Below are 21,523 nucleotides of genomic sequence, written 5' to 3'. Positions count from 1 at the left end.
GTGCGATAAATGTGGCCGCAGGCTTGCCCGCGGCCACAGGTACTCACCGTTTCGGAGAATCCCATGAACCCTTCGACCTACCCTGCCGCCCAGCACGTCATGGTGCTCTACACCGGTGGCACCATCGGCATGCAAGCCAGCGCCGACGGCCTGGCCCCGGCTTCGGGTTTCGACGTGCGCATGCGCGCCTACCTCGACAGCCAGCCCGAACTGGTGGTGCCGACCTGGCGCTTTCGCGAGATGGCGCCGCTGATCGACAGCGCCAACATGACCCCCGACTACTGGCAGCGTCTGCGTGCAGCGGTGGTCGAAGCCGTGGACCAGGGTTGCGACAGCGTGCTGATCCTCCACGGCACCGACACCCTGGCCTACAGCGCCGCCGCCATGAGCTTCCAGTTGCTGGGCCTGCCGGCGCCGGTGCTGTTCACCGGCTCGATGCTGCCGGCCGGCGTGCCCGACAGCGACGCCTGGGAAAACCTCAGCGGCGCCCTGTTGGCCCTGGGCCAGGGCCTGGCACCGGGGGTGCACCTGTACTTCCACGGCGAACTGCTGGCACCGACCCGCTGCGCAAAAATCCGCAGCTTCGGCCGCCACCCATTCGCCGCCCTGCAACGCAATGGCGGCGGCGCAAAGGCCGAAGCGCTTCCTGCTGCGCTGGACTACCGCCAGGCCAGGCAGCTGGCCAAGGTCGGCGTGCTGCCGCTGTTCCCCGGCATCGGCGCCGAGCTGCTGGACGGCGTGCTCGACAGCGGCATCCAGGCCCTGGTCCTGGAATGCTTCGGCAGCGGCACCGGTCCTAGCGACAACCCGGCGTTCCTGGCCAGTCTCAAGCGCGCCCAGGAGCAAGGCATCGTCGTGGTGGCGGTAACCCAGTGCCATGAAGGCGGTGTGGAGCTGGACATCTACGAAGCCGGCAGCCGCCTGCGCGGCGTGGGCGTGCTGTCTGGTGGCGGCATGACTCGCGAAGCGGCGTTCGGCAAGCTCAACGCCCTGCTCGGCGCCGGGCTGGCCAACAGCGAAGTGCGACGCCTGGTGGAACTGGACCTGTGCGGCGAACTGGCCTGATCCATCCGTAGGAGCCGGCTTGCCGGCGAAGGCGGTCTTGAGGGCCTCTTCGCTGGCAAGCCAGCGCCTGCAACCAGCTCCAGCACCCGCAGATGCAGGGCGGCATGCAACTTGCTCCGGTTAAGGGTCTTTCCCTGGCTGGAATCTGCGCATGCTGCACTCGCACCTCACCACCCTCAACGCCGTTTCCCTGGTGCTCAACACCTTCAAGGAACAGGGCCAGGACAGTGAAGCCCTGCTAGCCGGCAGCGGGATAAACCCCGCCGACCTGAGCCGCGCCGACACTCGCATCACCACCAACCAGGAGATGCTGGTGTGCGCCAATGCCGTGGCCCTGCAACGGGACATCGGCCTGGAACTGGGCCGGCGCATGCACGTTTCCTCCTACGGCATGCTCGGCTATGCCCTGCTCACCAGTGCCACCTTAGGTGACGCTTTGCGCCTGGCCATGCGCTATCCGGCGCTGTTGGGAACACTTTTCGAACTGAGCCTGGAAGCCGACGGCCCGCGCATCTGGTTCACCGCCGCCGGCTACCGCGAAAACCCGGCCCTGGCGGCGTTCAATACCGAGTTCTGCCTGGTGTCGCTGAAGGTCATCTGCGACGACTTGCTGGGCCACCCATTGCCGCTGCTGGGGGCGCGTTTCGACTACCCGGCGCCGGACTATCAACAGCGCTACCGCGAAGCCTTCGACTGTCCGCTGCAATTCAACGCCCGCAGCAACGCCTTCGCCTTCGACCAGCAATGGCTCGAACACCCCCTGCCCCTGGCGGACGCCATCACCCACCAGGCCATGGCCGAACGCTGCCGCAAGCAGAACACCGAGTTCACCGGGCGCCAGGCCTGGCTGGGGCGCATCCGCCAGCTGCTGGCGGCGCAGCTGGACGCCGCGCCGGGGCTGGAGGGGCTGGCGGAACAGATGAACTGCTCGGCCCGGACCCTGCGCCGCCATCTGCGCGACCTGGGCTGCAGCTATCAGGAACTGCTGGACGAGCTGCGCTTCGAGCGGGCCAAGCAGATGCTCTGCGAAGACCAGCTGCCCATCTACCGCATCGCCGAGGCCCTGGGCTTCAGTGAAACCGCGAGCTTTCGCCATGCCTTCATCCGCTGGAGCGGCGTGGCGCCGAGCCAGTTCCGGCCCTGAGACAAACCCCGGCATAAAGCTGCGGATTGCATTACATTGCCGACCTTTGACACCGGCAAGGGACTGCAAGCTTGAACCCAATCACAGGCGCCATCGCCCGGCGCATCGGTATTCGCGGGCTGTGTCTGGCACTGACGCTGCTGACCGGCGGCCCCGTCGCCCAGGCCTTCGAGCTGTCGAAAATCCGCTGGTGGGAGTTGCAGAGCAGCATCCTTCTGGACGATCCGGAAACCGCCACCCTGCAACTCGAACCCTTTCCCCTGCCCGGGCTGGCCCAGGCGCCGGCACGGGTGATCCTCAGCCAATACCACGGGCTGTTCTATCTCAATGGCTATACGGATGGGCAGTACCGGCAGCGGGTCTACAAGTCGCCACCCCTGCCGCTGTTCGATGCCCAGGAACTACAGGCCTGCGTGCCCGAGCAGCTCCCCGTTACGGCCACCGACAACTGGCCACCGAGCAAGCAGCTGGAAGCCGCCCTGAGCCTGACCAAACTGAGTTTCGACTGCCAGAGCCCGGGCTGGGAGTTGAGCAATCGCTACCTGCTGGTGGACAGCCGCGATCCCCAGCGGCCGTTGCTGGCCATCGGTCAGCGCCAGGGCGAGGCACGGATCGACTTCACCCCGCAGCAACCGATCAGCGCCGAGGTCCAGCAGCAATGGCTGCAAGCCCTGCAGAAGTACCCGAAGCTGCTGGCACCCTTTGACGCCAGCAGCGGCCAGCTGAGCGTCAAGCCCTATGCGCCGGAGCTCGGCGCGGAGCAGGTCTGGGCGCAGTTCCGCCAGTTGCACGCGCAACTGCGCGACGCCAAGGACAAGGCCCCGGGCATCGTCCGGGTGCAAGCCTTCTTCACCCGCCATGACTTTCGCGCGATCGCCCCCGAGCGCAGCACCTACCCGGGCCTGCTCAACGACATCGCCTATTGGGCCACCGAGGCCGGCCAGTTGCAGAGCGCCCGGCCCTGGCTGGCCTACGTACTGCGCCGCGACCCGGGGCGCATGCCGACCTACCTCAATCTGGCGGACCTGGATTGGCGCCTGTACGAGCAGCAGCCGGGAGACTCCAGGCACCTGGGCCGGGCCATGGAGAACTATCGGCTGTATTGCGGGCTGCGCCTGCAACGCCAGCTCGGGGTCCCCGCCAGGGTCACCCAGCGCCTGGGCCTTGAGGCACCCAGCGAACAGGCCTGCCAAAGCGCCTGGCCGCTGGTGACGGCGGTGGACCAGGGTGACGCGGGCGAAGTCCGGCGCCTGCTGGAGAACGGCCTGCGCGGCGACGTGATCGCCGCCGATGGGCGCCCGGCGCTGTTGCACGCCCTGGATAAGCCCGACCTGGAGATCGCCCGGCTGTTGCTGGCCCATGGCGCCCGCCCCCAGGGCCAGTACAACGGCCGCACCCAGGTGTTCCTGGCCATGCGCCGCGACCTCAAGGACAACCCGGACCTGAGCCAGGCCAAGCGCCTGAACTTCCTCCTGCAGGCCGGCGCCGCCATCGATGAACAGGATGTCCAGGGCGGCACTGTGCTGCAGGCCATGGCCAAGGAACGCGACGACATCGAGCGCTTCAACTGGTTGCTGCAACACCCGCAAGACCTCGACAAGCGCAGCGGGCCAGACGGCGAAACCGCACTGTTTCTGGCGCTCAGGGGCGGCAACTACGCCGCTGCCAGAAAACTGATAGAGGCCGGTGCCAACCTCAACCTGAGCTATGGCCGCTACGTTTGCGAACAGCAGCCGAGTCGCCAAAGCCTGCTGATGATCGTCGCCGAACAGGGCTCGCCCGAGGTCATCAATCCCTGGGTCAGCCAGCAACAGAGCCTGGACATGTTCACCCTGCTGCTGGAAAAAGGCGCCGATCCCAACGTCGGCCGCTACTGCAAGAACAACGGCTACACCTGGCTGCTGGAGATCATGGCCCGGCGCAAGCGCGACGACATGCTCAAGGTGCTGCAAGGCTTTGCGCCGCCACCGCCGGCGACGGCGTTTCGCCTTTGAGGCGTGGCGCCGAGCCCGCTGCGCCCCTGCAACAAAGCCCGGCACAACGGCGCCGATTGCATTACATTGCCGGGCTTTCTACCGGCAAGGGACTGCACACGTGAACCTATTGACCGCCATCGCCCGGCGCAACGGCATTCGCGGGCTTGGCCTGGCGCTGGCACTGCTGGTTGCCGCCCCCGCGGCCCAGGCCTTCGACGTGGACCTGGCCTGGTTCAAATGGTCGGGAATGCGCCGCAACTTCGTCCTCGACTCCCCGGAAACCGCCACCCTGGAGCTCAAGCCTTTCCCCCTGCCGGGCCTGGCGCGGATGCCGCTGCGGATTGTCCTGAGCCAGTACCGCGGGCTGTTCTACTTCAATGGCTATCAGGACCTGCAGTACCGGCAGCGGGTCTACAAGTCGCCGCCGATGGTCCTGTTCAGCCCTGAAGAGCTGCGGGCCTGTGTGACCCCGGGCGATGACATCCAGGTCAGCGATATCTGGCCCACGAGCAACAGCCTGGCCCCCGGCATCACCCTGACGCCCCTGGGCTTTCAGTGCAAGGAGCCATCCGAGTGGCAACTTAGCGGGCGCTACCTGCTGATCGACCAGCGCGATCCGCAGCACCCGCTGCTGGCCATCAGTCACCGCCAGGACCTTAGCCAGATGGAATTCACCCCGTTGCAACCCATCAGCGAGGAAACCGGGCGGCAGTGGTTGCAGGCCCTGGAGACATTCCCGCCGTGGTTCCGCCCCTTCACCCAAGGCAGCGGGCCGATCACCGTCAATGCCTTTGTGCCTGCGCCAGCCTCGACCCCGGACAGCCTCTGGAAAGAGTTCCGCGCGCTGCACGAACAACTGCGCACGGCCAAGGACAAACTGCCGGGCATCCGCAAGGTGGAAGACTTTTTCGTCACCCATGACTTTCGCAGCATCGCCACCGAGCGCCGCGAATACGCCGGCCTGCTCAATGACATCGCCTTCTGGGCCAGCCAGGCCGGGCAGCTACAAACGGCTCGCCCCTGGCTCCAGGAAGTGCTGCGCCGCGACCCTGGGCGCATGCCGACCTACCTCAACCTGGCGGACCTGGACTGGGCGCTATTCGAACAGCGGCCGCTGGACAACGCCCATCAGGGCCGGGCCATCGAGGGCTATCGGGTGTATTGCGGCCTGCGCCTGAAGCGCCAGATGAGCATCCCGCCCCGGGTGCTGCAGCGCTTGGGCTTGAGCGCCGCCAACCCCCAGGCGTGCCAAGCCTTCTGGCCGCTGGTGGCCGCCGCGGATGCCGGCGACCTGAGCGAAGTGCAGCGCCTGCTGGCCAGTGGCATCAGCGGCGAGGTCATGGCCGACGATGGCCGCAGCGCGCTGTTGCACGCCCTGGACGCACCGCACCTGGACATCGCCCGGCTGCTGCTGGAGCACGGCGCCCACACCCGCGGCCTGTACAACTGGACCACCCTGGCGACCCTGGCCATGCGCCGCGACCTGGGCGACAGCCCCGACCTGAGCCAGGGCGGGCGCCTGAAGTTCCTCATCGAGGCTGGCGTGGCCATCGACGAACCCGACAGCCAGGGCGTGACACCACTGATGCAGATGGCCGAGAACAAGCGCAGCCTGCAAGGCTTCAGCTGGCTGCTGCAGTACCCGCAAAACCTCGACCTGCGCAACAAGAATGACGGCGAAACCGCACTGTACCGGGCCTTCTCGGGCAACAACTACGTGGCCATGAAGCAGTTGATAGCGGCCGGCGCCAACCTCAACCTGAGCTACGGCCGTGCCGTCTGCAATAACCAGCCCGTGGGCGAAAGCCTGCTGACCCTGGTGGCCGACAAGACCTCCGCCGACGCCCAGTCACCCTCCGTCAGCCAGCAGGACACCCTGGAACTGTTCACCCTGCTGCTGGAGAAAGGCGCCGACCCGAATGTCGGCCAGCACTGCGAGAAAAAGGGCTACACCCTGTTGCTGGAAGCCATCGCCCGGAAAAAGCGCGAGGACATGCTCAAGGTCCTGCAGCGCTACGCCCCTACCCCGCCTGCCAGCTGAAACCGGATGGCGCCCCGCAATGGGGCGCCGCGCCTCTTTAAGGGGCGAATTTCGGTCAAACACTTTGGCCAGATCAATCCCCTTTTGGCCGCTCCTGCCGTTCTCCGAAACCCCGCGCCCCGCAAGACTGTGATCCACCGAATCAGCCTGCGGAGAACAAGAAAATGCTGACGATCTACTCGGACGATCACCACCTGCACCACGGCCGTTGCGAACTCATCGACGGGCAACTGATGCCCTGCTTCGAAATGCCTTCCCGGGCCGACCACGTGCTGGATCGGGTGAAACATCAGAACCTGGGGCCGGTGCAGGCGCCCAAGGATTTCGGCCTGGAGCCCATCGAACGCATCCACAGCCGCGCCTATCTGGACTTCTTCAAAGGCGCCTGGGAACGCTGGGCGGCCCAGGGCATCGACGGCGACCTGCTGCCCTACACCTGGCCGGCGCGCACCCTGCGCAGCGTGATTCCCACCAGCCTCCATGGCCAGCTGGGCTACTACAGCTTCGACGGCGGCGCGCCGATCACCGCCGGCACCTGGCAGGCGGCCTACAGCGCGGCGCAAGTGGCGCTGACCGCCCAGGCCCATATCCAGAAAGGCGCCCACAGCGCGTTTGCCCTGTGCCGGCCACCGGGACACCACGCCGCCAGCGACCTGATGGGCGGCTACTGCTACCTGAACAACGCCGCCATCGCCGCCCAGGCCTTCCTCGACCAGGGCCACAAGAAAGTCGCGATCCTCGACGTCGACTACCACCACGGTAACGGCACCCAATCGATTTTCTATGAGCGCAGCGACGTGCTCTTCACCTCGATCCACGGCCACCCGGAAGCCGAGTTCCCGTTCTTCCTGGGCTATGCCGACGAATGCGGCGAAGGCGCCGGGGAAGGCTTCAACTTCAACTACCCACTGGCCGCCGGCAGCGGCTGGGATGTGTGGAGCGCGGCCCTGGAGCAGGCCTGCAACGAGATCCAGCGCTATGACGCCGACATCATCGTGGTGTCCCTGGGCGTGGACACTTTCAAGGACGACCCGATCTCGCAATTCAAACTCGACAGCCCGGATTACCTGGCCATGGGCAAGCGCATCGCTGCCCTCGGCAAGCCCGTGCTGTTCGTCATGGAAGGCGGTTACGCGGTAGAGGAAATCGGCATCAACGCCGTCAACGTTCTCGAAGGTTTTCAAAGCGCCCAGTGAGGGATCCGCATCATGCAAAGACTCAAACGCTTAATGGTTCCCGCCCTGTGCGCCAGCCTGCTGGGCACCGCCGCCCACGCCGAGGAACGCACCCTGCGGGTGTACAACTGGTTCGACTACATCACCCCCAAGGCCCTGGAAGATTTCAAGGCGCAGAACAGCCAGGTGAAGCTGGTCTACGACATCTTCGACACCAACGAAGCCCTGGAAGCCAAGCTGCTGACCGGCAACTCCGGGTATGACGTGGTGGTGCCGTCCAACGTGTTCCTGGCGAAGCAGATCGAGGCTGGGGTGTTCCAACCCCTGGACCGCAGCAAGCTGCCCAACTGGAACCACCTGGACCCCAAGCTGATGAAGCTGATCGAGGCCAACGATCCGGGCAACCAATTCGCCGTGCCCTACATGTACGGCACCATCCTGATCGGCTTCAACCCGGACAAGATCAAGGCCGCCCTGGGCGACAAGGCGCCGGTGGACAGCTGGGACCTGATCTTCAAGGAAGAGAACATCAGCAAGCTCAAGCAGTGCGGCGTGGCCCTGCTGGATTCGCCTTCGGAAATCCTGCCCCTGGCCCTGCAGCACCTGGGCCTGGACCCCAACAGCAAGAAGCCGGCGGACTACGAAAAGGCTGAAGCGCTGCTGATGAAGATCCGGCCTTACATCACCTACTTCCACTCGTCCAAGTACATGGCCGACATCGCCAACGGCGATATCTGCGTGGCGGTGGGCTATTCGGGGAGCTTCTCCCAGGCCGCCAACCGGGCCAAGGAAGCCAAGAACGGAGTGACCGTGGACATGCGCCTGCCCAAGGAAGGCGCGCCGATCTGGTTCGACATGCTGGCGATCCCCAAGGGCGCCAAGAACCCGGAAGATGCCTACACCTTCATCAACTACCTGCTGCAACCTCAGGTGATTGCCCCGGTCAGCGACTTTGTCGGTTACCCGAACCCGAACAAGGACGCCACCGGACTGGTGGATCCTTCGATCCGCAACAACCCCAACCTGTACCCGACAGAAGCGGCGATGAGCACCCTGTACACACTGCAACCGCTGCCCCGTGATGCAGAGCGGGCGCGGACCCGGGCCTGGACCAAGATCAAGTCCGGCACCTGACCCTCATCCAGAACGGGAACCGCGCTCCCTGTGGCGAGCGAGCTTGCTCGCGCTGGATTGCGCAGCAAGCCCAGGGGCGGTTTCCCGGTTCTGCCTGATACACCGCGACAACCGGCTTGACGACCGCTGCGCGGCCGAGCGGGAGCAAGCTCCCTCGCCACGACAAGTGCTCAGCAGCCGGTGAGGCCTTGGGGGCTGCGTTCTTCGGTGAAGAACCAGGGCCGCAGGCGCACGCCGACGCCGTTGCCGATAAAGGCCGCCACCAGCCACAGCCAGCCGTGCAGGCTGCCGGAGGCGATGCCGCTGAAGTAGGCGCCGATGTTGCAGCCATAGGCCAGGCGCGAACCGTAGCCCAGCAGCAGTCCGCCAATCACCGCCGCCACCAGGGAACGGGTGGGGATTCTCAGGTTGGGGGCAAAACGTCCCGCCAGTCCCGCCGCCAGCAAGGCCCCCAGGACAATGCCGATGTCCATGACGCTGGTGATGTCCTGCCACACCGGGGCGGCCAGGGCCTTGGCGTTCGCCGCGCCCTGCCAGAACACCCAACTGCCCACGTCCACGCCCAAGCCACTGGCGAGTTTCGCGCCCCACAGGGCAAAGGCCGAGGTGATGCCCCACGGGCGCCCGGCCAGGGCCAGAGTGGCGAAGTTGAGCAAGGCCAGGGCCACCGCGCCCCAGACCAGTGGCCAGGGACCGCGCAACAACCGGCGCCAGCCTTGGTGCTGGCTGGCGACCGGGGCTTCGAGGCTGCCATGGCGGCGTTTTTCCAGGGTCTGGGTGAGCAAGGCGATCAGCGCGAACAGGCACAGGCTCAAGCCCAGGGCCGGGCCGACGCCGAAGCTCTGGACGATGGAGATCGGCGGCAGCGACGGCAGGGCAAACCACCAGTGCACATGCTGTGTGGCAAGCAGCGAGCCGCAGATGAAGAACGCCAGGGTCACCAGCATCCGCGCATTGCCGCCGCCGACGGTGAACAGGGTGCCCGAGGCGCAACCGCCGCCCAGTTGCATGCCGATGCCGAAAATGAAGGCACCGACGATCACCGACACCCCGGCCGGCGCCACCAGCCCCACCACCGGCTGGCCGAACAGGCTGCCCGCCCCCAGCGCCGGGAAGAACAGCAGCACCGCCAGGGCCAGCATGACCATCTGCGCCCGCAGGCCGGCACCGCGCCGATCGCGGATAAACACCCGCCAGGCCGAGGTAAAACCAAAAGCCGCGTGGTACAGGGTCAGCCCCAGGGCGGCGCCGAGCAGCAACAGCAGCACCTGTCGCGCGCCCACCTGGGCCTGCAGGAACAAGGCGCCGGCCAGCAGTAGCAGCAAGGCGAACAGGGGGGCGCCGAACGTGCGTTGCGGCGCCGCGGGGAGGGTCTGGCTCATGAGCTATCTCGGGCGAGGAAATGGCCGCGAGTATACCCGGTCAGACCCGCCAGGCCTGGCGCAGGCGGCCCAGGGCGGCCTGGATATCGGCCTCGGGCACCGCGGCGAAGCCCAGTACCAGCCCGGCCCGTTGGTCCTCGGGCAACCGGGTTTCCGGCAGCCAGTAAGTGCTCAAGCCATTGACCTCGACATCGACGCTGGCCGCCTGCTCCAGCAGTTGCTGCTCCCGGGCCAGGCTGTCCACGCGCACCGTCAGGTGCAGCCCGGCGGCCACCGTGGGCAGCGGCCCGACGCCCGGGATCGCCTGGGGCCAAGCGGCGAGCAAACAGTTGAGCCGGCTCTGCGCCGCGCGGCGCATGCGCCGGATATGCCGCTGGAAGTGCCCGGCGGCCATGAACTCGGCCATCACCGCCTGGGTGCTGACTTCGGAATGGCGCACGTCCACCGCCCGGCGCCGGGCAAAGGCCTGCACCAGATCAGGCGGCAGCACCAGGTAGCCCAGGCGCAGCGCCGGGAACGCCACCTTGCCGAAGGTGCCGACGTAGATCACCCGGCCCTGGCGGTCCAGCGCCGCCAGCGGGGCCAGGGGCGCGCCGCTGTAGCGGTACTCGCCGTCGTAGTCGTCCTCGACGATCCAGCCGCCGCTGCGCTCGGCCCAGGCCAGCAGCTCCAGGCGCCGGGCCAGGCTCATGATCACCCCGGTGGGGTACTGGTGGGACGGGGTGACATAGGCCAGGCGGCACTGGTCCAGTTGCTCCAGCTGACGGCAGTCGATGCCCTCCTGGTCCACCGCCACGCCCTGCAGTTGCGCCCCGGCCACGGCAAAGGCGTGACCGGCCGCCCGATAGCCGGGGTTTTCCACAGCCACCACGTCGCCGGGCTCCACCAGCAGCTGTGCACAAAGGCTGATGCCCTGTTGCGCGCCACTGGTGATCACAATTTGTTCAGCGCTGCATTGCAGCCCACGGGCGCTGCGCAGGTAAGCGGCGATCAGGCTGCGCAGCCGCGAATCGCCGGCGGAATCGCCGTAGCACAGCAGATGCAGGTTCGGCCTGCGCCAGAAAGCCGCATTCAGCTTGGCCCAGACCTCGAACGGGAACAGATCGAACGCCGGCACGCCGACCCGAAAAGCCCGCGGCGGGCCACTGGGTGGCGTGCTCAGATGATGCTTTTGCAGGCGCTGCAGACCACTGCTGTGGATAACTTTACTGGATGGATCACCAGTTATTTCGGTCGATTTTGTGGATAACCCTGTGGGTAAGCCTGTTGAAAAGCCTGTGGATACTTTTGTGGATAGTTTTTTGATGGGTAAGCGGGTTTCCGGCAATTGGGCCACGTAGGTGCCATCGCCGACCCGGCCTTCGATAAAACCCTCGGCATACAGCTGGTCATAGGCGCGCACCACGCTGTTGCGGGAAATCCCCAGGGCGGCGGCCAAGTCGCGGCTGGCCGGCAAGCGCGTGCCACTGGCCAGGCGCCCGTCCAGCACCCGCAGGCGCAGGGCCTGGTACAGCTGGCGACTGAGGCCCTGGCGGCGATCCAGCTCGATCCCGGCAGGGTTGAAAGACAGCGGAGGCAACGCACTGTTCATCGCGGGATCTCCCGGGAATTGGACCTATGAAATAGACCAGAGATGGCTCTTACAACGAACCATTAGCCTGCCTAGGATGCAGCCACTCGCCAAGGATTTTTTCCATGTACCTACCGCGCGCTTTCGTCGATGAAGACCTCCCCCGCCTGCAGGGCGTGATCCAGCACAGCCGTCTGGCGACCCTGGTGACCTGGGGCGCCCTGGGCCTGCAGGCCAGCCACGTGCCACTGCTGCTGGACCCCGCACAGGGGCCCAATGGCACCCTCTACGGACACTTGGCCAAGGCCAACCCGCAATGCACCGAGCTGGCCAGCGGCGCCGAGGCCCTGGTGATCTTCAGCGGCGAAGACGCCTACGTCAGCCCGTCGTTCTATCCGAGCAAGGCCGAACACGGCAAAGTGGTGCCCACCTGGAACTACGTGGCGGTGCACGCCTATGGCCAGCCGGAGGTCTTCACCGACCCGCAGCGCCTGCAGCAGGTGGTCGAGGGCCTGACCGAGCGCCACGAGGCCGGTCGCCCGCAGCCGTGGAAAGTCGCCGATGCCCCGGCCGACTACATCGACGGCATGCTCAAAGCGATTGTCGGTTTCGCCCTGCCGATCCAGCGCCTGGAGGGCAAGCGCAAGCTCAGCCAGAACCGCAATGCCGAAGATATTGCCGGGGTCCGCGACGGTCTGGCGGCCAGCGCCGACCCGCGTGACCAACACCTATCGCAACTGATGGGCTGAGTGCCCGCCCAGAACAATAAAGGAGCCTTCATGAGCCAGATCCAGATCCGCCCCGTCACCGCTGCCGACCATTCCGCCTGGCTGCCGTTGTGGCAGGCCTACCTGCGCTTCTACGAAACCGAACTGCCGGACGCCGTGACCCAGAGCACCTGGCAGCGCTTTCTCGATGCCGGCGAACCGACCCACGCCGCCCTGGCCTGGGACGGCGAGCGCGCCGTGGGCCTGGTGCATTTCATCTACCACCGTTCCAACTGGAGCATCGAGAATTCCTGCTACCTGCAGGACCTGCTGGTGACCCCGGAGCAGCGCGGCACCGGCGTCGGCCGCCAGCTGATCGAGTTCGTCTACGCCCAGGCCAAGCAGGACGGCTGCGCCAAGGTGCACTGGCTGACCCACGAAACCAATGCCACGGCCATCCAGCTCTACGAGCGCATCGCCGAACGCCCGGGCTTTATCCAGTTCCGCAAACCCCTCTGAACCCGCAAGGAGCCACTGCATGTCGATTTCACTTGCCGATTGGAAAGGCGTCCCCGCCCCTTCGGCCACCCTGCTGGAAGGCCGCTTCATCCGTCTGGAAAGGCTCGACCCGGCGCGCCACGGCGATCAGCTGTTCCAGGTGCTGCAAGGCCCTGGCGCCGACCCTGTGCTGTGGGACTACCTGCCTTATGGCCCCTTCCCCGAGCGCGCGGCGTTCGATGCCTGGCTCGGTAACCACGCCCTTGCCAGCGACCCGTATTTCTTCACCGTGATCGACCGCGCCAGCGGCCAGGCCCAGGGCCTGATCAGCCTGATGTCCATCGTCCCGGCCCAGGGCCGCATCGAGATCGGCCACGTGACCTTCGGCGCGCCGATGCAGCGCTCGCCCAAGAGCACTGAGGCGGTGTACCTGCTGGCCAAGGAAGCCTTTGCCCTGGGCTACCGGCGCCTGGAGTGGAAGTGCAACAACGCCAACGCCCGCTCGCGCTATGCCGCCGAGCGTTTGGGTTTCAGCTTCGAGGGGGTGTTTCGCCAGCACATGGTGGCCAAGGGGCAGAACCGCGATACCGCGTGGTTCTCGATTCTGGATGGGGAATGGCCGGCGATTGCCAAGGGCTTCGAGCAATGGCTCAGCGATGAGAACCAGAGTGGTTCGGGGCAGCTCAAGTCGCTGGCGGAGTGTCGCGGGTAAGCGGGATTTTCGCCGGCGAGGGGGCGGTGAACCCGGCCTGGTAGAAGATCTGTAGCCGCTGCCGCAGGCTGCGAACGGGCTGGGCGGCACCCCGACGCAGCGGGCGCCGTCGTTGAAGGCCGCGGAAGGTCCTGCGGACCTTGGCGCAGCCTGCGGCAGCGGCTACAGGGGTCAGCGCAGCTTCTGCGCCAACACCGCAATATGCTCAGGCCCGATGCCGCAGCAACCGCCGACATGGCTGGCACCGCGCTGGTGCCAGTCCGCCACCCATTGCAGATAACCCGGCGGGTCCAGGTCTTCACGCAGCGGACACAGGCCATCGTTGGCGGTGGCATCCTCGGGCTGCGGCGGGAAGGCGTTGGCGTACACGCCAATATGGATCTGCACCCCCAGGCGCTCGAAGGTCTCGCGAGCCGCATCCACCGCCGCACCAATTACCTCCGGCTGGCTGCAGTTGAACAGCAGGGTCTGCACGCCCAGTTGCGCCGCCGCGGCTGCCGCTTCGGCCACCGGCTCGCCGGAACGCAGGCGCGGCACTTCATCGACGTCTTCATCCTTGAGGGTAAAGGACAGCCAGAACGGCTTGCCGTCCTTGGGCAAGCCGGCGTGAATGGCCCGGGCCTCGGCGATCGAGCTTTGGGTTTCCGCCAGCCACAGGTCGACAAAGGGCGCCAGCCCTTGCACCAGCGGGCTCAGCACTTCCTCGACGCGGGAGGCATCGAACAGGTCCGGGCGATAGGAGCCGAACAGTGGCGGCAGCGAACCCGCCACCCGCACCGGCTTGCCGGAGGCCTCGACCGCACGGCGCGCCAATTGCCCGGCCAGGGCCGCCAGGGCCTGACCTTCAGCGGCAAAACGTTCCTCGCCGATATGAAACGGCACCACCGCGTAGCTGTTGCTGGTGATCACCTGGGCGCCGCTGTCGATGTAGGCCGCGTGCACCGCTTCCACCGCCTCGGGTGCTTCGCTCAGGGCCAGGGCCGACCATTCGGGCTGCCGGAACGGCGCCCCGCGACGCTGCAGTTCACGCCCCATACCGCCATCGAGAATTACCGTATTGCCTGCGCCCATATGCTTTTTACTCATATGCTTATGAAAATAACTCACTACCGGAGTCGTTCTTATAACTATTAAATACGCACCATCCGGTTAATAACAACTCTTTTTCAGTCAGGATTCCGATGAATTTCAAACCGCTGCTGGCCCTCGGCCTGACCCTTCTCGCCGCCTCTTCCCAAGCCTTCGCCGGCGCCACTCTGGAGCGTATCGAGCAAAAAAAAGAGCTGGTCGGGGTGCTGATGGAAAGCTACCCGCCCTTCTCCTTCCTCAATGAGCAGAACCAGCTGGACGGCTTCGACGTCGACGTGGCCAAGGCCGTGGCCGACAAGCTCGGGGTCAAGCTGCGCCTGGAAACCCCGTCCTGGGATGTGATCGCCGCCGGACGCTGGAGCGGGCGCTACGACATCTGCATCTGCTCCATGACCCCGAGCAAGGCCCGCGCCGAAGTCTTCGACTTCCCGGTGCAGTACTACGCCTCGCCGGCGGTGATCGTGGTCAATGCCAAGGATGAGCGGATCCACGGCGCCAAGGACCTGAGCGACAAGAAGGTCGGCCTCACCGCCGCCTCCAGCTACGAGAGCTACCTGAACAAGAACCTGGTGATCGAAGGCGCCGAGGACACCCAGCTGCAATATCCTTTCGAGAACGTGCAGATCGCCCCCTACGACACCGACAACGTGGCTTTCCAGGACCTCGGCCTGGGCCCGGGCGTGCGCCTGGATGCGATCCTCACCAACCTGGTCACCGCCCAGCCGCGGCTGACCCAGGATGCGCGCTTCAAGCTGGCCGGCGAGCCGCTGTATGCCGAACCCAACTCGGTGGCCATTGAGAAAGGCGATGCGCAGTGGAATGCCAAGGTGCGTGAAGTCTTCGCCCAGTTGAAGCAGGAAGGCACCCTGAGCAAGCTGTCGCAGAAATGGATCGGCGCCGACATCAGCCAATGACTGCCTACACGCCACCGCCTCAGCCACCGCAACCGGTGGCTGAGCCGCTGCTCAAGCGCCTGCTGGGCTTTCGCACCCGTCTGTACCTGACCTGGGCGGCGCTGCTGGGGCTGTTCGCCAGCTTCTTCCTGAGCTTCGACCTGAAGTTCTCGATCATCCTCGACAAGCTGCCGAACCTGCTGGGCCTGCACCTGTCCCCCAGCGGCTTTCTCCAGGGCGCGGCGCTGACCCTGTTCCTCTGCGCCTGCTCCATCGTCGCTTCGTCGCTGCTGGGCTTCATCACCGCCCTGGCACGCCTGTCTTCCAGCGCCGTGGCGTTCGGCATCGCCAGCTTCTACGCCTCGTTCTTTCGCGGCACGCCGCTGCTGATCCAGATCCTGCTGATCTACCTCGGCCTGCCGCAACTGGGGGTGGTGCCGGGCGCCATTACCGCCGGGATCATCGCCCTGTCGCTGAACTACGGCGCCTACCTCAGCGAGATTTTCCGTGCCGGCATCCTTGGCGTGCCCCACGGCCAACGCCAGGCCGCCCTGGCCCTGGGCATGAGCGACAGCGTGATCTTCTGGCAGGTGACCCTGCCCCAGGCCATGCGCACCATCATCCCGCCGGCCACCAACCAGTTCATCTCGATGCTCAAGGACTCGTCGCTGATTTCGGTGATGGGGGTCTGGGAAGTGATGTTCCTGGCCCAGTCCTACGGCCGCTCCAGCTACCGCTACATCGAGATGCTCAGCACCGCGGCGCTGATCTACTGGCTGCTGTCCATCGGCCTGGAACTGATCCAGGCGCGGATGGAAAGGCATTACGGCAAGGGCTACGCCAAGCGCGGTTGAGGTTCAAGCGAGGGCCCGGGAGCACCCGGGCTGCTTGCCGAACGCTCAAGCTCATCGAGCAACGAACGGGCGCGGCTGGTTCTCTGCACTTTCACCACCCCCATCTGCAGGCCGAAAGGCTTGAACACCGCGTTCAGTGACTTGAGGGTCGGGTTGCCGTCACCGTGTTCGATATGGATCAGGGTGCGCAGGGAAATCCGGCACATCCTGGCGAACTGGCTCTGATGCAGCCCTGTGACTTCGGTGCGCAGGCGCTTGACCGCATCGCCAATCGACAAGCGACCGCCGGCCATTTCCTGCTGTATGTCGTCGATCAGCGCCCCGCGTTCTTCCACAGTCATGTTCATCGCAATCCCCACTCCTGCAGGCGTCGGTCCAGGTGGCGCAGGTGAATGCGCGGGTGATTGAAGGTGGCTTCGGGCAGGCCGCCGGCACTCAACAGGTCCGGCAGGGCCCGCAGGTGTTCGGCATCTGCGCGCAGGCGCGTCAGGGCGGCCTCGGGATCGAGCAGTGGCTTGAGGCTGGCACACACCAGGCGCCAATCGACGTCACCGGCCACCTCCATGCGTCCGGGCCATTTGGTGGTGCGGGCAATCCCCTGGTCATCCATGACCTTGGGCGCCAGGTCATGGATCGGGGCCAGGTGCACCTCTGTATCCGTGCGAACCACCGCAAGCGTGCGGCCATGATTGTCCGTGTTGCCGAGGATCCTGTTGAGCAGATCGCGCCGCAGGTAGTCCGCCACCAGCTCGGGGATCAATGCCTCCTGGCCGGTGGCGCGCCACAGTTCGGCGAGGATCCCCAGCACTTCGGTATGGCGCATGCCCTGGCCATGGCCCACCAGCCCGGCCAGGGAATAGATCGACTCCACCGCCAGACGCTCGACTCCGGCGGGCGTTAGCCGACGGTCAAAACGCTGCATCCACAGGCTTGGCCGCCGCCCCTCTTCCAGCGCCAGCCCAGGCGCCGGGAACGTCTCGATACCCAGCTGCTGCAGCGCCCGGTAATAATGGAACTCGCTTCTGAGGATGTCGCAGGCATTCGGCGAAGCCGGGTGACGGGGGAGCTTCACCCACCAATGACGCGCGGCATAAGCGTCATCGAGCAGCGCATCGGGGTACAACAAGCCCTCGCGGTTTTCTGTCAGCAACAGCTTGGGCGCTTCGTCGCCGATGCTCGCCGTGCCACCCAAGGCCGCCGCCTGTTCATGGGCGTATTCAAGAAAACGGTTATCCAGGGTCACCACCTGTTCCCGGGTGAAGCCCAGGGCCGGACGCCTGTGCAGCCCTGCCAGGGATTCCTTGATCCGCAGATGGCCAATGGGCGCCGCGGTGCTTCGGGCCAGGAGGAACAACTCGCTGCCCATGCCATCGGGCCGCTCATGGCCGATCTGCCGGAGCAAAAAGCCGCGCGTCGCCGGCGTGGCGACCAGGTCATAAAGAAAGGCCGGCGCCCGGTCCTCTCGCCAGGGCTCCCATCCCAGAGGTATCTGGGCACTGACCGAACGGCCCAGCGGGCTGGCAACAGCGTCCAGGTTGTCCACCAGGTACTGCGGGACATAACCGAAGCTGCACGGGCTGGCAAAGCCCTCTTCAGGGTTGTCGAAACTCAGGGTCATGGCATCGGCCCACGCGCCTGCGCAGTAGAGCTGCAACGTCAGCCGGAGCATTGGGGTACCTGTCATTTGCTGCACTTCAAGAGATGTTCCGCTTCAATCATCCGTGCATTATATTGCAGTTTTTCCAAGCTAATACGCCTATAAGTGCATCAAAATGCATTTCAATAAAATATTCCTCCCAAAAAATGCATTAAATGACACTTCAGAAAAGCAAAAAAAAGGGGAGCCGTAGCTCCCCCGAGGTAAACCGTTGCAAATGAGGGCCTGAATTCAGCCCTCGATTTCGATGAGGATTTCGCCCGGGTTGACCCGGTCGCCCTTGGCCACGTGGATCGCCACCACCTTGCCGGCGACGGCTGCCTGGACTTCGGTTTCCATCTTCATGGCTTCGGTGATCAGCACCGCCTGACCTTCCTTGACCACGTCACCTTCCTTGACCAGCACATCGACGATGTTGCCCGGCATGGTGGTGCTGACATGGCCCGGCGCGCTGGCCTGCTTGCGCTTGCTGCCACCGCCGCCGACGAACTCGTTGAGCGGCTCGAACACCACTTCTTCCGGCATGCCGTCGATGGACAGGTAGAAGTGGCGCTTGCCTTCGGCCTTGACCCCGACGCCGGTGATGTCGACGCGGTAGGTTTCGCCGTGGACGTCGATGACGAACTCGGTCGGCACGCCTTCACCGCCCGGCTTGCTGACGCCGCCGGCTTCAGGGATCGGCAGCAGCGCTTCCGGAACCAGGGTGCCGGCCTCACGTTCTTCGAGGAACTTGCGCCCGATGTCCGGGAACATGGCGTAGGTCAGAACGTCTTCTTCGGAATGGGCCAGGGCACCGATTTCGCCGCGCAGCTTGGTCATTTCCGGCTTCAGCAGGTCGGCCGGACGCACATCGATCACGTCCTCGCTGCCGATGGCCTGGCGCCGCAGGTTTTCGTCGACCTGGCCCGGGGCCTTGCCGTAGCCGCCCTGCAGGTAGAGCTTCACTTCGTTGGTGATGGTCTTGTAGCGCTCGCCGGCCAGGACGTTGAAGAACGCCTGGGTGCCGACGATCTGCGAGGTCGGGGTCACCAGCGGCGGGTAGCCCAGGTCGTGACGCACCCGCGGGATCTCGGCCAGCACTTCGCCCATGCGGTTCAGCGCGCCCTGCTCTTTCAACTGGTTGGCCAGGTTGGAAATCATCCCGCCCGGCACCTGGTTGACCTGCACTCGGGTGTCGACCGAGGTGAATTCGCTTTCGAACTGGTGGTACTTCTTGCGCACGGCGTAGAAGTACAGGCCGATCTCTTGCAGCAGCTCCAGGTCCAGGCCGGTGTCGAACTCGCTGCCTTTAAGGGCGGCGACCATGGACTCGGTGCCCGGGTGGCTGGTGCCCCAGGCGAAGCTGGAGATGGCGGTGTCGATATGGTCGGCGCCGTTCTCGATGGCCTTGAGCTGGCACATCGCGGCGAGGCCGGCGGTGTCGTGGGAGTGGATGAACACCGGCAGCGACAGCTCGGCCTTCAGCGCCTTGACCAGCTCGCCGGTGGCGTAAGGGGTCAGCAGGCCGGCCATGTCCTTGATCGCGATCGAGTCGCAGCCCATGGCTGCCATCTGCTGGGCCTGGGCCACGAAGGCTTCGATGGTGTGCACCGGGCTGGTGGTGTAGGCGATGGTGCCCTGGGCGTGCTTGCCGGCGGCCTTCACCGCCTCGATGGCGACCCGCAGGTTACGCACGTCGTTCATGGCGTCGAAGATGCGGAACACATCGATGCCGTTGACCGCCGCCTTGGCCACGAAGGCCCGGACCACGTCGTCACTGTAGTGGCGGTAGCCCAGCAGGTTCTGCCCGCGCAGGAGCATTTGCAGGCGGGTGTTGGGCAGCGCCGCGCGCAGTTGGCGCAGGCGTTCCCAAGGGTCTTCCTTGAGGAAGCGCACGCAGGCGTCGAAGGTCGCGCCGCCCCAGACTTCCAGGGACCAGTAGCCGACTTTGTCGAGCTTGTCGCAGATCGGCAGCATGTCTTCGGTGCGCATGCGGGTGGCCAGCAGCGATTGGTGGGCGTCGCGCAGGATGGTATCGGTAACGAAGATCTTTTTAGTCATTGGTATCTCCTCATAGCGGCAAGCTCCAAGCTACAAGCCGCCAGTAAAAGCCGATCGGCTTCTACTTGCAGCTTGCCGCTGACAGCTTGCGGCTGCATTCAAAGGCCTGCGTGGGCGGCGATGGCGGCGGCGATGGCCAGGGCCAGCTCTTCGGGTTTGCGCTTGATCGAGTAGTTGGTCAGTTCCGGGTGGCTCTCAACGAAACTGGTGTTGAACTGACCGCTACGGAATTCCGGGTTACGCAGGATTTCCTGGTAGTAGGCGGCGGTGGTCTTGACCCCTTGCAGGCGCATGTCGTCCAGGGCGCGCAGGCCACGGTCCATCGCTTCTTCCCAGGTCAGGGCCCAGACCACCAGTTTCAGGCACATGGAGTCGTAGAACGGCGGAATGGTGTAGCCGGTGTAGATCGCCGTGTCGGTGCGCACGCCGGGACCGCCGGGGGCGTAGTAACGGGTGATCTTGCCGAAGCTGGGGAGGAAGTTGTTCTTCGGGTCTTCGGCGTTGATGCGGAACTGCAACGCGAAACCACGGTGGTGGATGTCTTCCTGCTTCACCGACAGTGGCAGGCCCGAGGCGATGCGGATCTGCTCGCGGACGATGTCGATGCCGGTGATTTCCTCGGTGATGGTGTGTTCCACCTGCACCCGGGTGTTCATTTCCATGAAGTACACCTCGCCCTCGGCGAGCAGGAACTCCACGGTGCCGGCGTTCTCGTAGCCCACGGCCTTGGCCGCACGCACCGACAGGTCGCCGATGTAGGCGCGCTGTTCCGGGGTCAGCTGCGGGCTCGGGGCGATCTCGATGAGCTTCTGGTTGCGGCGCTGGATCGAGCAGTCGCGCTCGAACAGGTGCACCACGTTGCCAAAGCTGTCCCCGAGGATCTGCGCTTCGATGTGCTTGGGATTGACGATGCACTTTTCCAGGAACACTTCCGCCGAACCGAAGGCCTTGGTGGCTTCGGAAATCACTCGGGGGAAGGCCTGCTCCAGCTCTTCACGGCTGTTGCAGCGACGGATGCCACGGCCGCCACCACCGGAGGTGGCCTTGAGCATCACCGGGTAGCCGATGCGGTCGCCTTCGGCCAGGGCTTCGTGGATGTCCGCGACGTTGCCTTCGGTGCCCGGGGTCACCGGTACGCCGGCCTTGATCATGCTGCGACGGGCTTCGGTCTTGTCGCCCATGCGGCGGATCACTTCCGCCGACGGGCCAATGAACTTGACGCCGCGTTCGGCGCAGATGTCTGCCAGTTCGGCGTTTTCCGAAAGAAAGCCATAGCCGGGATGCAGGGCATCGCAGCCGGTTTCCACCGCCAGGTTCACCAGTTTGCGTGGGTTCAGGTAGCCGGCCAGCGGCTCGGCGCCAATGCTGTGGGCCTCATCCGCGCGCTTTACATGCAGGGCATGGCGATCGGCGTCGGAGAAGATCGCTACCGAACGGATGCCCATCTCGGCGCAGGCACGCACGATTCGCACGGCGATCTCACCACGGTTGGCGATCAGGATCTTTTTTATCACTTGGAGGTTCCCTTGAGCCGTTGGAACAAACGACCCGCTAGACCGAGTCGGCGCGTGACCAAATGTTTCAGG

The 21,523-nt window shown here is 65.3% G+C and carries 17 protein-coding genes and 1 pseudogene; 11 read left to right on the top strand and 7 right to left on the bottom strand.

From position 1 onward, the window contains the following. Positions 1-63: 63 nt before the first annotated feature. From GWQ44_RS06150 to GWQ44_RS06125, 6 genes are all read left to right on the top strand, one after another. Entirely contained in the window at positions 64-1,065 is a 1,002-nt protein-coding gene (locus GWQ44_RS06150; protein ID WP_103740627.1) for an asparaginase, read from the top strand. Positions 1,066-1,216: 151 nt separating this feature from the next. Then, positions 1,217-2,209, top strand: coding sequence for an AraC family transcriptional regulator (locus GWQ44_RS06145; protein WP_275926886.1), 993 nt, complete (start codon positions 1,217-1,219; stop codon positions 2,207-2,209). 71 nt (positions 2,210-2,280) lie between these two features. Continuing rightward, positions 2,281-4,203 carry an ankyrin repeat domain-containing protein gene (locus GWQ44_RS06140; protein WP_275926885.1) on the top strand — a complete coding sequence of 641 codons (1,923 nt, stop codon included), beginning with the start codon at positions 2,281-2,283 and terminating at the stop codon, positions 4,201-4,203. Positions 4,204-4,312: 109 nt separating this feature from the next. Next, positions 4,313-6,226, top strand: a complete 1,914-nt coding sequence (locus tag GWQ44_RS06135; protein WP_275927061.1) for an ankyrin repeat domain-containing protein — start codon at positions 4,313-4,315, stop codon at positions 6,224-6,226. A gap of 164 nt (positions 6,227-6,390) precedes the next feature. Further along, positions 6,391-7,422 (top strand): histone deacetylase family protein, encoded by a 1,032-nt coding sequence (locus tag GWQ44_RS06130; protein ID WP_275926884.1) that lies wholly within the window; start codon positions 6,391-6,393, stop codon positions 7,420-7,422. A gap of 12 nt (positions 7,423-7,434) precedes the next feature. After that, positions 7,435-8,535 carry a polyamine ABC transporter substrate-binding protein gene (locus GWQ44_RS06125; RefSeq protein ID WP_275926883.1) on the top strand — a complete coding sequence of 367 codons (1,101 nt, stop codon included), beginning with the start codon at positions 7,435-7,437 and terminating at the stop codon, positions 8,533-8,535. A 170-nt stretch (positions 8,536-8,705) separates the two neighbouring features. Here the strand turns inward: GWQ44_RS06125 and GWQ44_RS06120 are convergent, their stop codons facing one another. Continuing rightward, entirely contained in the window at positions 8,706-9,917 is a 1,212-nt protein-coding gene (locus GWQ44_RS06120; protein WP_275926882.1) for a YeeE/YedE family protein, read from the bottom strand. A gap of 40 nt (positions 9,918-9,957) precedes the next feature. Further along, positions 9,958-11,508 (bottom strand): PLP-dependent aminotransferase family protein, encoded by a 1,551-nt coding sequence (locus tag GWQ44_RS06115; protein WP_275926881.1) that lies wholly within the window; start codon positions 11,506-11,508, stop codon positions 9,958-9,960. Positions 11,509-11,612: 104 nt separating this feature from the next. Here GWQ44_RS06115 and GWQ44_RS06110 point away from each other — a divergent pair, with 104 nt between their 5' ends. Genes GWQ44_RS06110 through GWQ44_RS06100 form a run of 3 tightly spaced genes read left to right on the top strand, consistent with a single transcriptional unit; the run spans position 11,613 to position 13,404 of the window. Then, positions 11,613-12,236, top strand: a complete 624-nt coding sequence (locus tag GWQ44_RS06110; protein WP_275926880.1) for an FMN-binding negative transcriptional regulator — start codon at positions 11,613-11,615, stop codon at positions 12,234-12,236. A 30-nt stretch (positions 12,237-12,266) separates the two neighbouring features. Further along, positions 12,267-12,713, top strand: coding sequence for a GNAT family N-acetyltransferase (locus GWQ44_RS06105; RefSeq protein ID WP_275926879.1), 447 nt, complete (start codon positions 12,267-12,269; stop codon positions 12,711-12,713). Positions 12,714-12,732: 19 nt separating this feature from the next. Further along, positions 12,733-13,404: a GNAT family protein gene (locus GWQ44_RS06100; RefSeq protein WP_016966290.1), complete on the top strand. Its 672-nt coding sequence runs from the start codon at positions 12,733-12,735 to the stop codon at positions 13,402-13,404. Positions 13,405-13,575: 171 nt separating this feature from the next. Here the strand turns inward: GWQ44_RS06100 and GWQ44_RS06095 are convergent, their stop codons facing one another. Next, a complete protein-coding gene (locus GWQ44_RS06095) occupies positions 13,576-14,475 on the bottom strand; it encodes a homocysteine S-methyltransferase family protein (RefSeq protein WP_275926878.1) in 900 nt (299 codons plus the stop codon). A gap of 110 nt (positions 14,476-14,585) precedes the next feature. On the opposite strand from GWQ44_RS06095, the gene GWQ44_RS06090 reads away from it, so the two are divergent. Both GWQ44_RS06090 and GWQ44_RS06085 read left to right on the top strand, forming a co-directional pair. Next, a complete protein-coding gene (locus tag GWQ44_RS06090) occupies positions 14,586-15,407 on the top strand; it encodes an ABC transporter substrate-binding protein (RefSeq protein ID WP_275926877.1) in 822 nt (273 codons plus the stop codon). Then, positions 15,404-16,240 (top strand): amino acid ABC transporter permease, encoded by an 837-nt coding sequence (locus GWQ44_RS06085; RefSeq protein ID WP_275926876.1) that lies wholly within the window; start codon positions 15,404-15,406, stop codon positions 16,238-16,240. The genes GWQ44_RS06090 and GWQ44_RS06085 overlap by 4 nt, the downstream gene beginning before the upstream one ends. A gap of 80 nt (positions 16,241-16,320) precedes the next feature. Here the strand turns inward: GWQ44_RS06085 and GWQ44_RS06080 are convergent. The 4 genes and pseudogenes from GWQ44_RS06080 to GWQ44_RS06065 all read right to left on the bottom strand — a co-directional run. Next, positions 16,321-16,587 (bottom strand): annotated as a pseudogene (locus GWQ44_RS06080) (helix-turn-helix transcriptional regulator); the annotation flags it as partial. After that, the gene (locus GWQ44_RS06075; protein ID WP_275927060.1) at positions 16,584-17,858 is read right to left on the bottom strand and encodes a HipA domain-containing protein; all 1,275 of its coding nucleotides are present in this window, start codon (positions 17,856-17,858) and stop codon (positions 16,584-16,586) included. The pseudogene GWQ44_RS06080 and the gene GWQ44_RS06075, both read right to left, overlap by 4 nt. A 270-nt stretch (positions 17,859-18,128) precedes the next feature. Next, entirely contained in the window at positions 18,129-19,937 is a 1,809-nt protein-coding gene (oadA, locus tag GWQ44_RS06070; RefSeq protein WP_275926874.1) for a sodium-extruding oxaloacetate decarboxylase subunit alpha, read from the bottom strand. A 98-nt stretch (positions 19,938-20,035) separates the two neighbouring features. Next, positions 20,036-21,451, bottom strand: coding sequence for an acetyl-CoA carboxylase biotin carboxylase subunit (locus GWQ44_RS06065; RefSeq protein WP_047306688.1), 1,416 nt, complete (start codon positions 21,449-21,451; stop codon positions 20,036-20,038). Between the last annotated feature and the right edge of the window lie 72 nt (positions 21,452-21,523).

The organism is Pseudomonas sp. 3MA1, assembly GCF_029237275.1.
Lineage (GTDB): Bacteria > Pseudomonadota > Gammaproteobacteria > Pseudomonadales > Pseudomonadaceae > Aquipseudomonas > Aquipseudomonas fluorescens_AP.
This window is presented reverse-complemented; position numbering and strand designations above follow the sequence as displayed.

Excerpts from the sequence above, each read along its gene's own strand:
- GWQ44_RS06150 (WP_103740627.1), top strand. The coding sequence starts at position 64 with ATGAACCCTTCGACCTACCCTGCCGCCCAGCACGTCATGGTGCTCTAC.
- GWQ44_RS06145 (WP_275926886.1), top strand. The coding sequence starts at position 1,217 with ATGCTGCACTCGCACCTCACCACCCTCAACGCCGTTTCCCTGGTGCTC.
- GWQ44_RS06130 (WP_275926884.1), top strand. The coding sequence starts at position 6,391 with ATGCTGACGATCTACTCGGACGATCACCACCTGCACCACGGCCGTTGC.
- GWQ44_RS06125 (WP_275926883.1), top strand. The coding sequence starts at position 7,435 with ATGCAAAGACTCAAACGCTTAATGGTTCCCGCCCTGTGCGCCAGCCTG.
- GWQ44_RS06120 (WP_275926882.1), bottom strand. The coding sequence starts at position 9,917 with ATGAGCCAGACCCTCCCCGCGGCGCCGCAACGCACGTTCGGCGCCCCC.
- GWQ44_RS06115 (WP_275926881.1), bottom strand. The coding sequence starts at position 11,508 with ATGAACAGTGCGTTGCCTCCGCTGTCTTTCAACCCTGCCGGGATCGAG.
- GWQ44_RS06110 (WP_275926880.1), top strand. The coding sequence starts at position 11,613 with ATGTACCTACCGCGCGCTTTCGTCGATGAAGACCTCCCCCGCCTGCAG.
- GWQ44_RS06105 (WP_275926879.1), top strand. The coding sequence starts at position 12,267 with ATGAGCCAGATCCAGATCCGCCCCGTCACCGCTGCCGACCATTCCGCC.
- GWQ44_RS06100 (WP_016966290.1), top strand. The coding sequence starts at position 12,733 with ATGTCGATTTCACTTGCCGATTGGAAAGGCGTCCCCGCCCCTTCGGCC.
- GWQ44_RS06095 (WP_275926878.1), bottom strand. The coding sequence starts at position 14,475 with ATGGGCGCAGGCAATACGGTAATTCTCGATGGCGGTATGGGGCGTGAA.
- GWQ44_RS06090 (WP_275926877.1), top strand. The coding sequence starts at position 14,586 with ATGAATTTCAAACCGCTGCTGGCCCTCGGCCTGACCCTTCTCGCCGCC.
- GWQ44_RS06085 (WP_275926876.1), top strand. The coding sequence starts at position 15,404 with ATGACTGCCTACACGCCACCGCCTCAGCCACCGCAACCGGTGGCTGAG.
- GWQ44_RS06075 (WP_275927060.1), bottom strand. The coding sequence starts at position 17,858 with ATGACCCTGAGTTTCGACAACCCTGAAGAGGGCTTTGCCAGCCCGTGC.
- oadA (WP_275926874.1), bottom strand. The coding sequence starts at position 19,937 with ATGACTAAAAAGATCTTCGTTACCGATACCATCCTGCGCGACGCCCAC.